The sequence below is a fragment of the Butyricimonas sp. DFI.6.44 genome (assembly GCF_022132345.1).
In the GTDB taxonomy this organism is placed as follows: domain Bacteria; phylum Bacteroidota; class Bacteroidia; order Bacteroidales; family Marinifilaceae; genus Butyricimonas; species Butyricimonas muris.
Map to the genome: position 1 here is coordinate 276,446 of NZ_JAKNJD010000003.1, position 18,957 is coordinate 295,402.

The following is an 18,957-nucleotide window of genomic DNA, read 5'->3' on the forward strand; positions in this document are numbered from 1 at the left end:
AATATAAATGCAAACAATTATGCGAATCATATTTTTACTTCTTTTATTAGGTTGCTTGGCGTTTTACGGGTGTCAAGAGGAAAAACCGGAAATGTTTACTCCCGAAAGGTTTATCAAGTTCATGTTCGGGAGCGAATCCGGCGAGGATTACTACAAAGTCGAGTGTAATTTCGCGTACGAGAGTGATAATACCACGGAGAAAATTATTTCCGTCCCTGTTGAATTTCGAGGCTACAATTTGACTGAAACGTTGTATTTTGCCGTTAACGTGGATAAAGAAAAAACGACACTCCCGGAGGATTGTTTCATTTTGGAAACAGAACAACCGTTTCAACAGGATGGAGATTTTATTGACACGATGCGCGTGAAATTACAGCGAAAGGCTATATTAAAAGAAGGGAGTAAAATCTTGAGATTGCAATTAGTACCTAATTCGGATTTTCAAGTTTATATGGCAGATTCTCTGTTTATAGAGATTACGGTGCTGGATATTTTCTCGTGGCCTGAATGGTGGACAGATGATATCGCTAAGGCTTATTTGGGCGATTATTCTAAAGAGAAATATGATGAATTTGTAAAAGAAACAGGCATTCGTGATTTTGGGATTTTGGATCCTTCGGAAAAGAGATATTACGCTATCATGTTTAAAAGAGCCTTGGAAAAAACACCTAGATACGAGTTGGATGGACGTTTAATGTCTGTTACGATTACAGGATGATTTTTATAGAACTAAGAAATATGTATTGTAATGAACCAAAAAAAATAGGTTATGAGAAATAAGATTTTAATGATATGCTTCTTAGGCTATATATTATTAACCGGTTGCATGGATGACAAAACAAATTTGAATTATAAAGATATTGTATTGCCTGATACCGTTATTATAACAAATATAGAGGATCAAGAAAGATTTTATCTTCATGAAAATACTATAGATGCCAGATTCAAGGTGACCGCGGGTGATGAATTGCAATTAGATTTGGAGGTGAAATACAACGGTGATGATGAATTGACTTACGAGTGGCGGATGGATGGTAAAGTGATTTCAACAGAGCAAAATTTACGGCACGTGTTCACGGAAGGAGGGAACGGGCAGTTGTTTATTTATCGGAAAAACGCTGGTAATGCCACGATCTATGGTTTCCTCGTGGAGATACGCCGACCTTTTAGTACCGGAATTGTCGTGTTGGGTAAAAGTAATGGTGTCACTCAAATGGATTTTGTCGAGCGTTATTGGGAGAAGAAAAACGTGGAACTTGACGGAAGGCTTTATTCTAATTTCTCGGTCACGGAATATATTCCACATGAAAACGTGTACCCTCTTTACAATGATGGAGAAGAATTAGGGCAAGAGCCCGTGGAAATATCCCGTATTACAGGATTGGCTCCGAATCCGGATGATCGATACAGTGCTTTGCAAATCTTGGACCGGGATTGGCGGAAATCCGTTGCTGTGAATTCCGAAGACATGAAAAAGATCGTGTCTATGAAAGATGAGTTCGTAGGGGAACCGACTAATTTGATTCCAGTTAATTTTGAAAGTATTGGAGCTCTCTCGTTGTTATTAGATGAATCGGGGAAAATATATACGCGTGTGAATTATGATGCGGGTAATCCGAACACGGGGCGTTTTATCCTTGAACCGTTGATTTTTGATGATCCTTATGATATGCCGGATAAAGGTTCTGAGGAGATTAAAGCCGAACGTGTGACAGCGAAAGACCAGTTAGCGATTATTTATGAAAAAGAAAGAAAATGGTTGCTTGTTATGACTGCTTCAAACGGATATTACCAGAGTTACGATTATTATGCGGTTCATGCTTTATCTCGTCCGAGCAATATTGCTAATTTACCTGCTGGTTTTATACCTCTTGACAATTTTGATAAGGAGATCTATTCGATACTTTTCCACGAAAGTTTTTTTAATGAATATATTTATGTTATCTATAAGGATGGTTCGGATTTTTATATACAAACGTTCGAGTTAAATACTGTTTTGTACACGGCTGAGCATTCAATAAGTTATAAAGCTGTTTCTAATTTGAAATTGCCTGCTGACGCGGCAAGATTGATAGAACAAGGACATGGTCTTGTGAAAATAGCGATGGATAAGCGCTATAATGACTTTATGTATGTCGGGGCGGGGAAGGCTCTGTATTCGATGAGTATGGAAGGTACTGCTATTTCAAAAATACATGAATTCACGGAAGAGGGCAATATGAAAGATTTTGTTATCACTGCAACGTGGAGAGGCGACGGGAACAATGCAGCCCAGCGATATTTCAACGGGCGCGTGTTTGGTGCTATTTTTGATAACGGGGATTTTAGGGTGTTGAAATTGTATGACGATCCGCAGAAACCCGGGGAGGTACAGAAACATTATTGGGTAAATAAAAATTTTGACGGGGGAGCTGTTGCGTTATATTACTATTAGTTTGCGAGAATTATAGTGTATGCTTTAGTGATATTAGGCGGTGTCGTGTACGACACCGCTTTTTTGTTTGAAGAAATACAATTATATTTGTCTTCGTCTAAAATTATATGAATATATGACAAATACAATCCGGAGCGGAAGAATATGTTTGTCGGATTCGAGAACATTTAAAGAGGTATATGAACAATATTTTGCCGCTTTAAAGTATTTCGCCATGCGTTACGTGGGGGATGAGGAATTGGCGTGTGATCTTTTGCAGGATATTTTTATTAAGTTATGGGAAAAAGGGGATAAGTTCGAGGACGAGTTACAGTTGAAGGCTTACTTGTACCGGGTGGTGCGTAACCATTGCCTGACGTTCCTGCGGGATAAGCAGAGGCAAGATAGACGAATGGAAGGTTTTGAAGTGGAGGAGGCGGAAGAGTCGTTCGTGTACCAGATGATCGAGGCTGAAATATATGCCTTGATAAATGATATTTTTGAAGAACTTCCGGAAGCCTGTCGGAACGTGTACGCGAAGAGTCTGGAAGGAAAGAGTCATAAAGAGATCGCGGAGGAGTTGAATATTGCCGTTACGACCATTAAAAAACATAAGACAAACGCGAATAACTATCTGAGGGAACGTTTGAAACATCTCCTTTGTTTTATGATGTACTTGTATTCGTGAATGCCGTGATTTTAAATTGATTTTCCCACGTTATTGCTCTTTTATAGTTTTCCCATCCCAAAATTTTCCTTCGGAAGGGGTGGGATGGAAATAAATAGAATAAAAATCCGGGTGAGGTCAGTTCCCGAGAGAGTTGGTTTCGAGGTAAAATAAGTTAAATAATAAGTATATATGATATATTTGTATTGTAGTTGATTTATATCAACTCCCATTCATCTCCTATTCAACTCCTATTCAAAGCCTATTTTAAAGGTAAAATAATAGAATTTAAATTGTATTTGTATAAAATTTAATAACAGTAAAATACCTGATATATATATTATTAATTATTGTAAGATAACTGAACAGGATAGATTTTTTTTCTGAAAAAATGCCATATTTCTATACTACCTTTTTTGTTTTTTGGAGTTCTTAGATAAGAAAGATAGAAAAATATTTTAAGATAGGAGTAATTGATGAATACACGGGAGATTGAGAGATTGATAACGAAGGCACTTTTGAATGATATTTCGGAAGATGAACAACGCCGGTTGGATGAATGGTTAAATGCATCCGGGCGGAACAGGGATTTCTTTGAAGGTTTGCACTCGGGGAAATATTTGAAAAGGGCTGTCACGGACCGTAATCGCGTGTCGCGGGATGATCGGTGGAAGCGGTTGAGAAGGGAAACGGTGGCTATCAGGAGTCGAAAGATTCGTTCACGGGTGCTTCGAGTGGCGGCGGCGATTATTTTCCCGTTGATGGTGGGTGGAATGATTTGGTTGATGTCGGATTCAAAACAGGGAGATTCTTCAACTTTATTGGCACACGAGGAGATTAAGGTCGGGAGTTCCAAAGCCGTGGTAACCTTATCCAACGGGGAGAAAGTTGCTCTTTTCGGGGACACGACGGTACGCGTGAATGACGGGTTGGCGGTGATGGTGAATCAGAAGGATACGCTGAATTTCATGAGAAATAACGAGGCGGTTGTCGCTGATAATAGTTTTACCGTGATCCAGATACCGAGAGGGGGAGAGTATATCGTGCGTCTGGAGGACGGTACGACCGTGTACCTTAATTCCGAGTCGGAACTGCGAATACCGGTGCATTTTAATTCGAAGGAACGCATCGTTTGGTTGACGGGAGAGGCGTATTTCAGTGTCGAGCACGAGAAACAACGGTCGTTCACGGTGAGAACGGAGCGGGCGGATATTTCCGTGCTGGGAACGGAATTCGGGGTTCGGGCTTATGCTGACGAGGCGGATTTGTTGACAACGCTGGTGCAAGGGGCGGTAGAGGTGAAGAGCGAGAGTCGCGTGCACCGGATTGTACCCGGCGAGCAGGCGAAGGTGGATGAGGCTGGTAATATAGAGGTGAAAGAGGTCAACGTGGATGATTATATTGCTTGGAAGCTGGGACGGATCGTGTTCGTGAACGCCCGTTTGGAAGATATCATGAGAGAGTTGCAGCGCTGGTATGATTTCAAGGTTTCGTACAGCAGCCCGGAGCAGAAAGAGTTGCGTTTCACGATGGATATCCTGAAGTACAAGGAGGTTTCCGATATATTTGATTTGATGGAAAAAATCAAAAGGATCACGTTTGTCGTGGAGGGGAACCATGTGACTCTAAAATAAAAAGAGAACGGTACCGCAAATACCATTCCCTTGTGAGTCTGCTAACAGACTAATGTAAAATCAATAAACAAAGTTATGGAAAATAATTAAAAGAAAAAAAGAAAGCCGATCATTTCTGCCGCAAACAGAATTGAAGAGATTGTGAAATAGACTAATGTAAAATCAAACAAATTATTTTATGAAGAGAGATCATGAAAGTTTTCGGGGGTATCCCCGGTGGCTATGCCAATTGTTGTTATCCGTGAAGATAGTACTGTTGTCAGTATCATTTTCATTCGCTCAACAAAACACGGATCGGGTTAGTGTGGATATGAAAAATGCTTCGTTGGCAGAGATTTTTGACGAGATCAAACGCCAGACGAAGTTGAGTTTCATGTTCAGTAACGACGATTTGAAACATGTCGGAAGAAAGGATTACGCGGTAAAGAATGTTACCGTGGATTCTGCCATGCGCGAATGTCTGGAAGGTACCGGGCTGGAATATGAATTGACCAATAACGTGGTGGTGATACGGAAAGCCCCAGTAAAGGCGGAGAAAGTGCAACAGATCACGTTGATGGGAACGGTGCGGGATCAAAAAGGGGAAACGTTGCCCGGGGTTTCAATCGTCATCAAGGGAACGGCTTTAGGTGGGGCTACCGATATTGACGGTCGCTATTCGTTGGCTCTTCCCTTGACCAAGGATATGGTACTTGTATTCTCGTACGTGGGGATGTTGACGAAAGAGGTCGTGTACGACGGGCAGAAAACGATAGACGTGACGTTGGAAGAGAACGTGAAGGAGATGGAAGAAGTCGTGGTTACCGGTATCTTTACCCGGAAGGCAGAGAGTTACACGGGTGCGGCGCGTACCGTGAAAGCGGAAGATCTGGCGAAAGTGAGTAATATGAATGTCCTGCAAGCCTTGAAAAACCTTGATCCTTCTTTTCAGGTGATAGAGAGCAATCAATTCGGTTCCGACCCGAACCGGGTGCCGGAAATCCAGATGCGCGGTGCTTCCAGTTTCACGGACATGAAGGATAAATACCAGACGAACCCGAACCAGCCGCTTTTTATCGTGGACGGTTTTGAACAGACTATCGAGAAGGTGATGGACATGGATATGAATCGGGTGGAGTCGATCACGACGTTGAAAGACGCGACGGCAAAGGCGCTTTACGGTTCCAAGGGGGCGAACGGCGTGGTTGTTATCGAGACCAAACGTCCGGCGATCGGTAAAATGACGGTAAGTTATATCGGGAGTATGGATATCCAAGCCCCGGATTTAAGTAGTTATAATTTGTGTAACGCATGGCAGAAACTGGAAGTGGAGCGTTTGTCCGGGGTATATACCTCGTCCACAAATCACCCGGTGAGTCAACAGCGGTTGGATGAATTGTACGCGGGATTGAATAAAGAGGTAGAGCGGGGTGTCAATACCTATTGGTTGAGCAAACCGTTACGTACCGGGATCGGGCACAAGCACTCGTTGAATTTCGAGGGTGGCGATGAGTTTATCCGGTATAATATTAACGTGAGTTACAACAACGTGGCGGGTGTTATGAAGGGTTCCAACCGGGAAACATTCGGCGGAGGTTTTACTTTTTCTTATCGTTACAAATCTTTGCTTTTCCGGGAACAACTTTCTTTGTTGCATAATAAAGCCGATAATTCCCCTTACGGGTCATTTTCCGATTACGCGAAACTGAACCCGTACTGGAGGGCGAACAATGAAGACGGGACAATTCGGGAGGTGTTGAACCCGGTAGAGGTGGCCTACGGGAGTAACCCGGTTTACAACCCGCTAATAAATAAAACTTTAAACACGAAAGACGAAAGTAAATACACGGATATAACAAATAATTTTTATATCGAGTGGAGTGTCTTTGATGATTTGAAAGCCACGGGGCGTTTCGGTTTCACTTCCCGCACGGATGAATCGGATATTTTTTACCCGAGGGATCACACGATGTTCCGTGATATCGATATCACGGACGACGCTTATTTCGAGAGAGGTCAATACACGAAAGGGAACGGGAAGATGACAACCCTAACGACGGATATCGCTTTGAATTACTCGAAGACTTGGGATAAACACGTGATGTTTGCCAACGCTCAATGGAGCCTCGGTGAAACGAAATCGGAATCCGTTACTTTTCAAGCGGAGGGATTTGCCAATGACAAGTTGGATTACATCACTCATGCCCAACAGTATCTTGCCGGAGGAAAACCGAGTGGAAGCGAGTCTTTGTCCAGAGAAACGAGTTTTCTGGCTTCCGTGAACTATTCTTACGATTCCCGCTACCTGTTCGACGGTAACTATCGGGCGAACGCGTCTTCGTTGTTCGGGGCTGATCGCCGCTGGGGACATTTTTGGTCTGTTGGCGCGGGTTGGAACATGCACAACGAGAAATTCTTGAATGACATTGGGTGGTTGCAACGTTTGAAATTGCGTATTTCCACGGGCTACACGGGTTCACAGAACTTCAATTCTTATCAGGCGGTTTCTACTTACAAGTATTATTCAAACGAAGTTTACGATAACATTATCGGTTCTTACTTGATGAGTTTGGCTAATCCCGACCTGCAATGGCAAAAGACACAGGATAATAACGTCGGAATCGATGTATCATTATTTGGTCGTGTCGATTTGACTTTTGATTATTATATCAAGAACACGAGTAACTTGTTGACCCCGGTAACGTTACCGCCTTCCGCCGGGTTCTCTTCTTACACGGAGAATCTGGGAAAATCACAGAACAAAGGATTCGAGTTGCAGGTAAGCGTGCGCGCGATTAATGACGCGGATAAGGATTTGCACTTGAACGTGTTCGGTTCTTTGATGCACAACACGAACAAGATCAAAGAGATTAACGAGGCTCTGTCAAGCATGAATGATGATAAGGATTCCGACAAAGATTTCAATTATGATCAAAGTACGAAAGAAAAGACCACGAAACCGTCCGTTCGCTACGCCGAGGGACAATCGATGAGTGCCATTTGGGCGGTGCGGTCTTTGGGGATCGACCCGGGTACCGGAAACGAGCTGTTTCTGACAAAGGACGGGCAACTGACTTACACGTGGGATGCCAACGATCAAGTCGTTTGCGGTGACGAGTTGCCGAAATACACGGGAACATTCGGTTTTAACTTGGATTGGAAAGGTTTCTCTGTAAATACCTCTTTCTATTTCCGTTTGGGCGGACAGATGTATAATCAAACGTTGGTAGACAAGGTTGAGAATTGCGATATGACTTACAACGTGGACCGTCGGGTGTATACCGGAAGATGGACCACACCGGGACAAAAAGCCGAGTTCAAGAGAGTTACCGACCCGAATTATTTCACGCGCCCGACATCTCGCTTCGTGCAGGATTTGAGTGAGTTGCAAATGACTTCTCTGAATGTCGGTTACGATTTCAGAAATTGTAAGTTCATGCAGAATGGTATTATCGAGCGGTTGAAATTGTCTTTCTACATGAATGATGTATTTCGTCTGTCAACGGTGAAGACGGAAAGAGGTACGGATTACCCGTTTGCCCGTTCTTTCTCGTTCCAGCTGCAAGCGACATTCTAACAGGTGGTAGGCTATGAATATACTAAACAATTATTCGACTAGATTATGAGAAAAGGTTTTTTAAAATATAGTTTGTGGATTTTGGTTTGTTTCAGCATGGTGGCGTGTAACGACTGGCTGGACGTGAAACCGAAAACCGAGATGGAAGCCGAAGATATGTTCTCCACCGAGGATGGGTTCAAGGATGCTTTGGCGGGCGTTTATACGGCGATGACAAAATCTTCTCTGTATGGTAGAGAGTTGACTTACGGGATAGTGGATGTGGTCGCCCAGCAATGGGGAGGAATCGGCTCCAATCATCGTTACGCGAACGCGTTGAAATACGAGTACGAGGCAACGAACACGAAACCGATTATTGACACGCTTTGGAACGGGTTGTATAACGCCATAGCGAACGCTAATAGTATTCTGGCTTATATTGATAATTCAAAAGCCGTGTTCACGGGGGATAATAAGCAGATTATAAAAGGGGAAGCGTTGGCTTTGAGGGCTTTCATGCACTTTGATTTGTTACGTTTGTTTTGTGCGGATGCGACAAGTGCTTCCGCCGAAGACGGGATTCCTTATGTCAATGAACTCACGAAGCAGGTAACCGTGTCGGTTTCCCCGAAAGATGTCACGGAACAAATTATCAAGGATTTGAAAGAAGCGGCTACGTGTCTGGCAAATGATCCTGTGCTGACGGGACGGGAAGTTTCCGCGAGTGATGACAACGGTTATTTGATAAACCGGAATTATCACTTGAATTATTACGCGGTTATGGGGTTGATGGCACGCGTGTACATGTACGCGGGCAATCCGACCGAAGCCCGTAAGAGTGCCATTGCCGTGATCGAGGCTCACGAAAACCGGGAGTTGTTTCCTTGGAGCACGAGGGGCGACGTGTTGAACGAGAAAAAGGAGTTGCGTGACCGTACTTTTTCCACGGAACATCTTTTCGCTTTAAATATAAGGAAGTTGAAAGATTATATCGAGGGGTCTTTCACGGGTACGAGCGTGCCTTTATTGACGCGGATTTCCCCGGGTAGTTTGTTTGTCGCGGGGAATGATTTTCGTAGTTTCTTCTTCGAAACCACGAATTATATAGGGGATGTACCTTCTAAACTGTGGCAGATGGATGGAATTACGGTGGAAGGTCAATTGTACACGCCCAAGCGTGACCGTATGCCGATGATCCGTCTAAGCGAGATGTATTATATCGTGGCGGAGTGTGATAAGGCAACGCCTTCCGTGGCGGTAGCCCGATTGAACGAAGTGCTCGCTAACCGGGGATATGAAGACACGGAGTTGTTGGATGCTTCGGTTGTGAATAGCGGGGATGCCGTGCAGGAGGAAATCTTGAAGGAATACCAGCGTGAATTTATTTGTGAAGGACAACTCTTTTTCTATCATAAGCGGATGAAGGATGAGAAATTGAATGGCTACACGGTGAATTATGTATTCCCGAAACCGGAGAATGAACTGGAATTTGGAAAATAAAAAACAGAGATTATGAAATTCATGATAAGATATTTTTTATGGCTTCCGGTATGTTTGACCTTTGTGTTGACTGCCTGCGAGAAAGAAAAAATCCCGTATTACAATGATGTGGAGCGAGTGAATTTTAATTACACGAGTATGGGGTTACAAAGGGACACGATTGATGTCGTTTATGGCTTTGTGCTGGATGAATATACCGACATTGACCTTGAGATATTGTTGATGGGATATGCTAAAAATTACGACCGGACAATCGGGCTGAAGATCACGAGCGAGAATGGAGCTGTTGCCGGGACTAATTACGAGATACAAGACCGGCTTGTGCTGCCTAAAAACGAGGTTTCCGTAAAAATACCGTTGAAAGTCTTGCGTTCAAGTGATTTGCTGGAGGACGGGGCTAAATCTTTCTTGGTTGAACTCGTGGATTCCGATGATTTGAAAGCGGGACTTCGGACAACACTTTTTATCACGGTTTCGGATGACATTCCGGAAGAGTGGGTAGGTGGTGAAAATTGGTTTATGAATAAAGTGAGTGATTATTTCGGGGAGTGTAATCAAACTAAATACTTGTTCGTTTACGAGCAGTTAGGTGTTTGGGATTTTTCAGCTTGGAATCTGATGGGATTCATGGGTAATGACGCGAAATTCTCGCCGGCGAAGAGAATCTTGAAAGAAAAATTGGCAGAGTACGAAGCCGAGAACGGGCCTCTGGTAGATCCTAAAACAGGTGATCGAGTAACATTCCCGGATTAACAATTAAACGATGATTTTATGAACAAGAGATTTATAATACAGATCATTTTTTTACTGGTTGCCATCTTCAGTTTATGTAATTGCTATGATGACAAGGGTAATTATGATTACAAGGAATTAACGTCGTTGCAGATCGACACGACAGGTATTAAGGCACAACAAACGGCGTATCAGTTCGAGAATTTTAAAGTACCCGTGGATGTGAAATATGCGGGGAACAAGGAAGATCTGTCGTACGAGTGGAAAATTTACCCGCAAGTCCCCCAGAAGGATGAAGATGTGACTAAATATGATTCGGCAGTCGTGTTGTACACGAAAGCGGTGTTCGATACGATTATTTACGAGATACCGGGCGCGTATTACCTGACCTTGACGGTGACCGACCATCTTCAGAATATTCAAGAGGCTTTCACGTTAAAGTTGAATGTTGAAACTCTCGTTTCCCGCGGGTTGTGCGTGATGGATGAGAATAACGGTATCTATGATTTGCATTTGATAAAGTCTGCCAAGTTATTGCCGGATATCTTGGAATCGGACGAACAGACTTATTATCATGTCTATTCCGGTGTTAATGATCTGGAAATAACGGATGGGAAATTTCTGGGATTTGTTTCTGTTGATGCAGCAACGGATAATAAAGCACTTTATTTCTTTACTGAAACCGGAGGTGTAACCTTGGATATTGATACATACGAGATCATGTCGAGTGATTATCCGTCGTGGTTCTCTTTCCCGATGAGTATAACTCCCGCTCCCGGGGCTTTTATGGTAACAAGTCGCCCGATAGAGATGCTTATCAATAACGGATTGGTTTACGTTTGGGATCACACGTCTATGGGGGTGACAACCTTTGGCGACCGGTTGAACGGGGATTATGAAGCGGCTCCTTATTTGCCGCGTATATCTACCAGTACATTCTCAACCGTGATTTTCGACAAGAAAAACAAACGTTTTGCCCCTATAAATATATTCGGTTCACAGGTGGGTGAGTTTGAATCTACCGCAAGCGGTGAGTTCGATCTGGATGATATCGGTGCTTCCAAAGAGTTGAAGTTTATGGATAACGGTTTCAATTCTTACACTTATGCTGTTTTTTACGACACGCAAACATCCGAGTACGCATTGTACGTGATGGATTTCTCCGGAACGGAAGCCTCGCCGGTGAAGAAATACGCGATGGATAACTGTGAAGGAATAAACGGGGATTCTTATTACGCTTTCGGAAATCAAGGAAACGTGTGTTTCTATTCTTCCGGTAGTGACTTGTGCCAGTATAAATATGCTTCGACAAACGCGGGAACTGTCGTTCACTCGTTTACCGGGGAAACAATTACCGGGATTAAAGTATTTAAAAACTCCGGACATGCTCAAGACGGGAAACTGTTGATCGTTTCGACGTTGACAGGTAGCGGAGAAGGAAAAATCTACTTGGTAGGATTCAATGAATTGACGGGTGCGATCGTGGACGGAACCGATAAACCTTATGGCGGTTTCGGCAAGATCGTTGATATATTGTACAAAGAATAAATAAGTATAGAGAAATGAGGTTGTTTGAAAAGAATCTTTCAGACAGCCTCAAAAAGAATTATCCATGAAAAAGAATAGTAGAATCGGAACGTGGTTGAGTGTTGTTCTCCTGTTGGTGATGTTTGGATTGCCGGTGAAAGCACAGAAGTATAAATCGGTATTCAAGGATCTGACGTGGGAACAAGCCGCGGAGTTGGCTCAAAAGGAGGGCAAAATCGTGTTGGTCGACGCGATGATGAAGGCTCGTACTCCCGAAGACCGGAAGAAACGGGATGAGGCGGAGCGGAAATTGTTCTCCGTGCCGGGGATTATGGATTTCTGTAACCGGAATATCGTGGCCATTCATATAGATATGGGAACGGAGGCGGGGAAGGCATTTGCCCCGAAGCTGGTGATGAATATGTACCCCACTTACGGTTTCTTTATGCCGGACGGGGATATTCTGGGTGTCGTCAGTCCTTTTATTTTAGCACAGAAACCGGAAGTTTTTTTGGAAAAGGGACAAAAGGCGGTGAAAGAAGCGGAAGTAAAGAGAAGTAACAAACGTTCTATTCTATTCGAGGAAATCGGGTTCAAGGAGGCGTTGGTGAAGGCGAAGAAGGAAAAGAAGTTGATTTTTATCGATGCTTATACCGATTACTGCCAACCGTGCGTGATGATGGTGAAGAATATCTTCTCGTTGGATAAAGTGGCTGATTTTTACAACGAGAATTTTATCAATCTGAAGTTGGATTTCGGTAAAGAGAAGGAATTGGCACAGAAATACGGGACATCGGGGTATCCCGCTTTTGTTTTCGTGAACGGGGATGGTAAGCTCGTGTATTTGGCAGGTGGTTACACCGAAGCGGAACCTTTTATCGGGTACGGGCAGGAGGCTTTGAAAAAAGCACAGGGGATAGAATTTACCGCCGGGAGCTGGAACGAGATTCTGGCAAAGGCAAAACAAGAGAATAAATTGATATTTATGGATTGCTATACCTCTTGGTGCGGACCTTGTAAACAAATGGCTCAAACGACCTTTGTCGATCCTGATGTTGCCGCTTTGTTCAACGAGAAGTTTATTAACGTGAAGGTGGACATGGAAAAGGGCGAGGGGAAAGAATTGAGCAAGCGTTATGGCGTGAGAGCTTATCCCACGTTGAATTTTATTCATGGTGACGGGGAAATAGTACATTGCGTGGTAGGAGGATTGGGTGCGGATGAATTAATCAGGCAAGGGAAACTCGTGTTGGAAGGTAAAGGATTAAGTTATATGCAAAACGAGTATGCTGATGGAAACCGGGAGCCGGAGTTTATAACTTCTTATCTGGAAGTGCTCGGGATGGCTAACTTGGGAGAGGACGCACAAAAGGTGACGTTGGAGTATTTCGCCACGCTCGACCGGGAGAAATTGAACGAGAAAAAGTATTGGGATATCTTTGTCCGGTACGTGAATGATGTGGATAGTGATTTGTTCCGGTATGTATACGCGAACCGGGAACATCTCGTTTCACTTTACGGGGAACAACAAGTGAATCGTAAGATACAATCCGTGTGGGCAACCGGGGCGAATCGGTTCGTGCAGGAAAAAGAGGGCGCAAAGGTGTTGGATAAGAAAGGTTTTGAGCGTTACGTGAAGCGGATGAAAAAGGCGAAAGTTGACGGTTGGGAAGACATCGCGGCGAACGCGAGAATGAATAATGCCGAGAAGACCGGGGACTGGAAAACTTACGTGACTGAGGGTGACGCACTGTTGAAAAATGGCAAGGTTTCGGATTTGTTATTGTATAACTGGGGGCTAAGGATAACCAAGAACTGCAAAGACAAGGAGTTGAGGGCACGTGCAGCCCGTTGGTTCGAGAATGCCGCCGCCGAATCGGCAAAAAAAGAAGCCGAGGGAAAAGCGGGTATGATGTCGTACCGTACCTATTTCGAGAAATTGGCGGCTGAATTGAAATAAGTCGCGTTGAATTTTAATGGATTTAATAATAATAGTATGAGGAAATTTTTAAGTGTAATGTTTGTGGCTTGTATGGTGATGCTTACAAGTTCTGTTTTCGCCCAAAAGACGATAACGATCAAGGGAAAAGTGAAATTCCCGTACAACCGTTTTAACATGGAAATCGTGGAACGTCAAGGCTTTGACAAGACGGTTCTTGATTCATGTAAAGTGAACGCTGACGGCACGTACGAGTTTAAAATGAAAGTGGACAAACCGGGGGTTTACACCTTGGATTGCCAGAAATGGCAGTCCGTGTCGTTTTGGGCAGAGGACGAAGATTTGGAAATTAATTTCCGCGGGGAGGATACCGCTAGAATTAAAATCAAAAATCCCCCTTACGTGTATATTAACGGGGGACCTAACAACGAGGTGATGAATCTCATGAACTGGGACGGTTACCGGGGGTACCAGTTGATGATCGGGATTTCTCAAGGAGTTTATCGCATCCCCGGGATTGACGATGCGGCAAAACAGGAAGTGTCCGGGAAGTTTTACGATATGTTGGGTGACGAGTCCCGTGCCCGTGCAAGATTCCTCGCGGAGCATTATGCCGACCGGAATAGCGTGTTGGCGGTACTGCCCGCGTTGCGTGGCGAGGAAGACGAGGCATTGGTAGAACAGGTGCTTGCCCGTTTGGAAAAAGTGAACCCGAATTACGCGCCCCTGCTTAGATTCAAGGCGGATAGAGCCGAGGCGAAAGCACAGAAGGAGCGTTTGGCTGAAGGGAAAATGGCTCCGGAATTTTCGTTCCCCACGCCCGACGGAAAGAAACAACTGGGACCGCAGGACTTCAAGGGCAAAATCCTCGTGTTGGACTTCTGGGCTTCTTGGTGTGGTCCGTGTCGCGCGGAAATCCCTCATTTGAAAGAGGCTTACAAGGAATACAGTAACAAGGGTGTTGTATTCTTCAGCGTGTCGATTGACAAGGATGATGCCGCTTGGAGAAAGGCAATGAAAGAGGAGAATATGCCGTGGGCGCAAGTGTGTGCCCCGAAAGCCGGGAAAGACGTGATGAAACAGTATCAGTTCTCGGGAATCCCTTATATCTTGGTTATCGATAAGGAAGGGCGTATCGTGGCGAAGAATTTGAGGGGAAAAGCCTTGACCGACAAGTTGGCGGAATTGGTTAGCGGGAAGAAAAAGAGTGTTGCCATGCCGGCAATGGGCATGTAAATAATACAAGAGTTTGAGGGATACATGTATAACGAGAGATATTATGCTTCTTTTCGATCGACACAGCAACCGTACGGTATTCCTCAACTCTATAAAAAAACGAGAGATGAAAAAGTTTTTGTGCTTAATGATGATACTTTGCACGGCAGGCATCGCCTCCGCGCAAATGACTGCGGCTAAAAGAATCCCGCCGGCGGTGGAGAAGAAAGTCGTTTTGAAGGCTTCCGCGCAAAAGGTATGGGACTATATGTCCGAACCGGGTAATTACAGGAAATTCTCGGGAGTGAAGACTTTTACCTGCGAGGAAAAGGCATTGAATGCCAAAATTGAATTGGAAACGAAAGCCGGAAAGAAAAGAAGTCAACACATCAGCGTGATTGACTATGACAATTTCAAAATCTGTTATTTCGTGACGAAATCCGACTATGCCGGGGAAAAACAATGGGTGTACGCGTTTGACATTTATCCCAAGGGAGATGGAAAATGTGAGGTAGTACTTTCGGTTTTCTTCGGGTTTGACGAACTTAGCCCGGAATTTAAAGAAGGTATCACGAAGGAGTTTGACGATATCGTTTCCGGCTTGAAAAAGAAGTTTAAATCATAAGGATGTCTAATTAATATTGTATGTAATGAAGAGATTGTACGTGATAGTCATTTTGTTGACCGCGATTGTTCTGGGTGCCCGGGCACAGGAACAGGGAATCCGTTTCGAACAAACCAAGGAATGGAAAAAGATTCTGAAGAAAGCAAAGAAAGAGAAGAAGTTGATTTTTATTGATTGTTACACTTCATGGTGCGGACCTTGTAAAATGCTTTCGGCCAATGTTTTCACCCGTGAGGACGTGGGAAATCAATTTAACCGGGATTTCGTGAACGTGAAGTATGACATGGAGAAAGATGCCGACGGTGTGATACTGAAAAACACCTTTGACGTGAAGGCGTTTCCGACTTTGGTTTTCGTGGACCCGAACACGCGACAAGTGGTGCATAAGATGGTTGGCGCCGGTTCTGCCGAGTGGTTGATGGAGGGCGGAAAGATTGCCAATGATCCACGGAATAACTTGAGCGGGTTGACAATGCGTTATGATGCGGGAGAGAGAAGTGTTGATCTGTTGAGTCGTTATCTGAACGCGTTGGCTTCTGCCTATATGCAGGAAAAACAGGGTGCCGTTGCCGCGGAATACTTGAATGCTTTGTCGGACGACGAGATCGTGACCAAGGAAAACTGGGATTTGATCAAGAAGAACGTGAGTGATCCGTTGTCAAAACCTTTGCGGCAGGTGATGGCTAATATCGGTCGTTTCTATGAAGTTGCCGGTAAAGAGGTGGTGGATTATAAATTGGAAATGGCAATAAAAGGAGCCGTGTCGGAGATCGCGTATTGGCGTCCGGGTAACGGGGATTTTGATGAGGCGAGAAATACCGAATTGGTCAAACTTCTCCAGTCATTGGATTATGCTTTCGTGCCGGGTTCTTTGGCAACTTTATTTACTGCCGAATATATAAGAAAGGGTGATTACCGAGGAATGTTGAACAGTATGCGGGAAGCCTTCAAGTACAACGTGTTCCGTGGCGGGGAAGATCAGATGTATTTCCAGAACAATATTGAGGCTTTGACCGGTTGTGACGACAAAGCCCTTGTGCAGGAAGGTATTGATTGGCTTGATGCTCGATGTGCCCGGACGAATGACTATTTCGCCAAGGCTAACTTGATGAACTCCAAAGCCCGCCTGTTGACTAAAAACGGCGATACTTTAGGTGCGGACAAAGCCAAAATGGAAGAAGAAAAATATAACAAAGAAGGGGAGAAAAGAAGCGGGGGAAAAGCTGTAAGGGCTATTCGGATGAACTGATTGACAGGTTTCGAAAGTCCGTTTTATTGTTTGTGTCATGCTGAACGCAAGGTCTTTTGTTGCGTTCAGCATGATGTTTATATCCCGAATAAAATGAATTTAAGATTGTTCCTTAGGATTGTCATGGCACGTTTGAAGTGAGTTTTTACCGTGGTTTCGGCAATATCCATTTGTTCCGCTATTTCTTTGATTTTCTTCTTTTCCACGATGTGCAATAACACGACTTCGCGTTGTTTGTCCGGCAATAATTCCAGTATACGGTTGAGTCGCTCGTGAATATCTTCATCGATTTCCGGGTCTTCAATATTTGAGAATAACATTGCCTCGATGATTTTGTCCTGATGTTTATATTGAATGTCGAGGTTCCTCAAATAATTCATGCATTTGTTTTTCACGATTCCGAGCAGGTAATATGAAACGGACTGCTTTTCATCGTACCTTTCCGGGTGTGACCACAAGGAGAGAAAGGCTTCCTGTACTATATCCTCTGCTTCTTTCCAGTCATAAAAATAACGCATGGCATAATGTTGCAGAGGACGGAATGAAGTCCGGTATAATTCATGAAAAGCCTTTACATCCCGCTTTTTTATTCGGGAGCCCAGTTCATCCTTTTTCGAGAATTCGTCCATCCGAGATAGAATATTTTTGACAAAGATAAATTTTTTTCCTCAATCATGTCATCCGTTTTTTGATCTCGTGTTAATTATAGACAAAACCGAATGATTGGATTGAAAATTATGGAGAAAAATCATATTAGTTGGGATATCTTGTTGCGAAAAGTTCGCTGGACGTTGTCGCCCGCGGAGGAGGCAATGTTTCAAGAATGGTTGACGAGGGACGAACGGCATAAGGAGTATTACGAGCGTATTCGTCGGGTTTGGTCGGCTGACGAAACGACGTGTGAGTTGGATACGGATATATCCGTGATGATCGCGGGATTTGACGAGCATGTACGGAAAGAGCGGGATTCGAGGCGAAAGAAGATCGTTCGGTACGTGTATCGTTTTGCCGCTTGTTTATTCATCTTGTTGGTTGTTGGCGGAGGTATTTTGTTCTTGAATAAAGGAGAGAAGCAGCCGGATCGGTTGGCTAATGTGAATAAAGAATGGGTACCCGGTGGGAATAAGGCGATTATTCTTTTGGCTGACGGGAAAAAGGTGGATGTGGAGATGTTGGCGGATACGATGTTGTATAAGGTGGACGGGATTGAGGTACAGAAAGACGCGGGCGTTATCAAGTATAGTGGTCTTCAAAAATCGGAAGTAACGTACAACACGATTATGATCCCGAAGGGTGGTGAGTATCAGGTAGAATTGAGTGATGGGACAATGGTTTGGTTGAATTCCGATACGGAGTTGAAGATTCCGACCGTGTTCGCGGGAGATGAAAGACGCGTGTATTTATCGGGGGAGGCATATTTTGCCGTTACCAAGGATGATCGTAAACCTTTTATCGTGGAGACGGATTTGGGTAACGTGAAGGTGTACGGTACGGAGTTTAATGTCAAACGTTACCGGGACGACGGGCAATTGAAAGCGACTTTGGTCGAAGGTGTAATCGGGTTCAGCAGTGATCGAATCGCGGAATTGAAACTTAAACCGGGTTACCGGTTGAGTCTGGCGGAAGGTTCCGAAACGCCGGAAATCAGAGAAGTGAAAGTGTATAACGAGATCGCGTGGCGGGATAAACGTTTCAGTTTTGAAAACGAGACGCTGGAAGAGATTGCACGGGAACTGGAAAGATGGTATAACGTGAAGATTGTTTTCACCGATCCGGCTCTGAAAGAATTGGTCTTTTCGGGGACTCTCAGTCGTTACGGGAAGATTGAAACCATGTTACGACTTTTCGAGGAAGGGGTTGAAGTGAAGTTCACGATTGAAAGTGACACGATAAAAGTGATAAGGAAGTAAAAAAGTAGAGA

General features: G+C 44.1%; 14 protein-coding genes. 13 read left to right on the forward strand and 1 reads right to left on the reverse strand.

Going from position 1 to position 18,957, the window contains the following annotated elements:
* Window positions 1–19: 19 nt before the first annotated feature.
* The 12 genes from L0M98_RS06225 to L0M98_RS06280 all read left to right on the forward strand — a co-directional run bounded on the left by L0M98_RS06225 (window position 20) and on the right by L0M98_RS06280 (window position 17,036).
* Window positions 20–718, forward strand: coding sequence for a DUF4843 domain-containing protein (locus tag L0M98_RS06225; protein ID WP_227216582.1), 699 nt, complete (start codon window positions 20–22; stop codon window positions 716–718).
* Between the two features lie 51 nt (window positions 719–769).
* Window positions 770–2,434 carry a PKD-like family lipoprotein gene (locus L0M98_RS06230; protein ID WP_186976031.1) on the forward strand — a complete coding sequence of 555 codons (1,665 nt, stop codon included), beginning with the start codon at window positions 770–772 and terminating at the stop codon, window positions 2,432–2,434.
* 115 nt (window positions 2,435–2,549) lie between these two features.
* Window positions 2,550–3,101 (forward strand): RNA polymerase sigma-70 factor, encoded by a 552-nt coding sequence (locus tag L0M98_RS06235; protein ID WP_186976030.1) that lies wholly within the window; start codon window positions 2,550–2,552, stop codon window positions 3,099–3,101.
* 455 nt (window positions 3,102–3,556) lie between these two features.
* Window positions 3,557–4,714: a FecR family protein gene (locus L0M98_RS06240; RefSeq protein ID WP_227216583.1), complete on the forward strand. Its 1,158-nt coding sequence runs from the start codon at window positions 3,557–3,559 to the stop codon at window positions 4,712–4,714.
* Window positions 4,715–4,892: 178 nt separating this feature from the next.
* Window positions 4,893–8,270 carry a SusC/RagA family TonB-linked outer membrane protein gene (locus L0M98_RS06245; RefSeq protein WP_227216584.1) on the forward strand — a complete coding sequence of 1,126 codons (3,378 nt, stop codon included), beginning with the start codon at window positions 4,893–4,895 and terminating at the stop codon, window positions 8,268–8,270.
* Window positions 8,271–8,315: 45 nt separating this feature from the next.
* Entirely contained in the window at window positions 8,316–9,749 is a 1,434-nt protein-coding gene (locus L0M98_RS06250; RefSeq protein WP_099291553.1) for a RagB/SusD family nutrient uptake outer membrane protein, read from the forward strand.
* A 12-nt stretch (window positions 9,750–9,761) separates the two neighbouring features.
* The gene (locus L0M98_RS06255; RefSeq protein WP_099291554.1) at window positions 9,762–10,502 is read left to right on the forward strand and encodes a DUF4843 domain-containing protein; all 741 of its coding nucleotides are present in this window, start codon (window positions 9,762–9,764) and stop codon (window positions 10,500–10,502) included.
* Between the two features lie 18 nt (window positions 10,503–10,520).
* A complete protein-coding gene (locus L0M98_RS06260; RefSeq protein ID WP_227216585.1) occupies window positions 10,521–12,029 on the forward strand; it encodes a PKD-like family lipoprotein in 1,509 nt (502 codons plus the stop codon).
* 64 nt (window positions 12,030–12,093) lie between these two features.
* Window positions 12,094–13,968 carry a thioredoxin fold domain-containing protein gene (locus L0M98_RS06265; protein ID WP_227216586.1) on the forward strand — a complete coding sequence of 625 codons (1,875 nt, stop codon included), beginning with the start codon at window positions 12,094–12,096 and terminating at the stop codon, window positions 13,966–13,968.
* 36 nt (window positions 13,969–14,004) lie between these two features.
* Window positions 14,005–15,183 carry a TlpA disulfide reductase family protein gene (locus tag L0M98_RS06270; protein ID WP_099291557.1) on the forward strand — a complete coding sequence of 393 codons (1,179 nt, stop codon included), beginning with the start codon at window positions 14,005–14,007 and terminating at the stop codon, window positions 15,181–15,183.
* 106 nt (window positions 15,184–15,289) lie between these two features.
* A complete protein-coding gene (locus L0M98_RS06275) occupies window positions 15,290–15,787 on the forward strand; it encodes an SRPBCC family protein (protein WP_099291558.1) in 498 nt (165 codons plus the stop codon).
* A 25-nt stretch (window positions 15,788–15,812) separates the two neighbouring features.
* Entirely contained in the window at window positions 15,813–17,036 is a 1,224-nt protein-coding gene (locus L0M98_RS06280) for a thioredoxin domain-containing protein (RefSeq protein WP_099291559.1), read from the forward strand.
* A gap of 77 nt (window positions 17,037–17,113) precedes the next feature.
* On the opposite strand, the gene L0M98_RS06285 is transcribed toward L0M98_RS06280, so the two are convergent.
* Window positions 17,114–17,665 carry an RNA polymerase sigma factor gene (locus L0M98_RS06285; RefSeq protein ID WP_227216587.1) on the reverse strand — a complete coding sequence of 184 codons (552 nt, stop codon included), beginning with the start codon at window positions 17,663–17,665 and terminating at the stop codon, window positions 17,114–17,116.
* A 108-nt stretch (window positions 17,666–17,773) separates the two neighbouring features.
* Here L0M98_RS06285 and L0M98_RS06290 point away from each other — a divergent pair, with 108 nt between their 5' ends.
* Entirely contained in the window at window positions 17,774–18,946 is a 1,173-nt protein-coding gene (locus L0M98_RS06290) for a FecR family protein (RefSeq protein WP_227216588.1), read from the forward strand.
* Window positions 18,947–18,957 lie beyond the last annotated feature (11 nt).

Coding starts and splice junctions, on each gene's coding strand:
- L0M98_RS06250 (WP_099291553.1), top strand. CDS start 8,316: ATGAGAAAAGGTTTTTTAAAATATAGTTTGTGGATTTTGGTTTGTTTC.
- L0M98_RS06225 (WP_227216582.1), top strand. CDS start 20: ATGCGAATCATATTTTTACTTCTTTTATTAGGTTGCTTGGCGTTTTAC.
- L0M98_RS06245 (WP_227216584.1), top strand. CDS start 4,893: ATGAAGAGAGATCATGAAAGTTTTCGGGGGTATCCCCGGTGGCTATGC.
- L0M98_RS06240 (WP_227216583.1), top strand. CDS start 3,557: ATGAATACACGGGAGATTGAGAGATTGATAACGAAGGCACTTTTGAAT.
- L0M98_RS06230 (WP_186976031.1), top strand. CDS start 770: ATGAGAAATAAGATTTTAATGATATGCTTCTTAGGCTATATATTATTA.
- L0M98_RS06290 (WP_227216588.1), top strand. CDS start 17,774: ATGGAGAAAAATCATATTAGTTGGGATATCTTGTTGCGAAAAGTTCGC.
- L0M98_RS06235 (WP_186976030.1), top strand. CDS start 2,550: ATGACAAATACAATCCGGAGCGGAAGAATATGTTTGTCGGATTCGAGA.
- L0M98_RS06265 (WP_227216586.1), top strand. CDS start 12,094: ATGAAAAAGAATAGTAGAATCGGAACGTGGTTGAGTGTTGTTCTCCTG.
- L0M98_RS06285 (WP_227216587.1), bottom strand. CDS start 17,665: ATGGACGAATTCTCGAAAAAGGATGAACTGGGCTCCCGAATAAAAAAG.
- L0M98_RS06255 (WP_099291554.1), top strand. CDS start 9,762: ATGAAATTCATGATAAGATATTTTTTATGGCTTCCGGTATGTTTGACC.
- L0M98_RS06260 (WP_227216585.1), top strand. CDS start 10,521: ATGAACAAGAGATTTATAATACAGATCATTTTTTTACTGGTTGCCATC.
- L0M98_RS06270 (WP_099291557.1), top strand. CDS start 14,005: ATGAGGAAATTTTTAAGTGTAATGTTTGTGGCTTGTATGGTGATGCTT.
- L0M98_RS06280 (WP_099291559.1), top strand. CDS start 15,813: ATGAAGAGATTGTACGTGATAGTCATTTTGTTGACCGCGATTGTTCTG.
- L0M98_RS06275 (WP_099291558.1), top strand. CDS start 15,290: ATGAAAAAGTTTTTGTGCTTAATGATGATACTTTGCACGGCAGGCATC.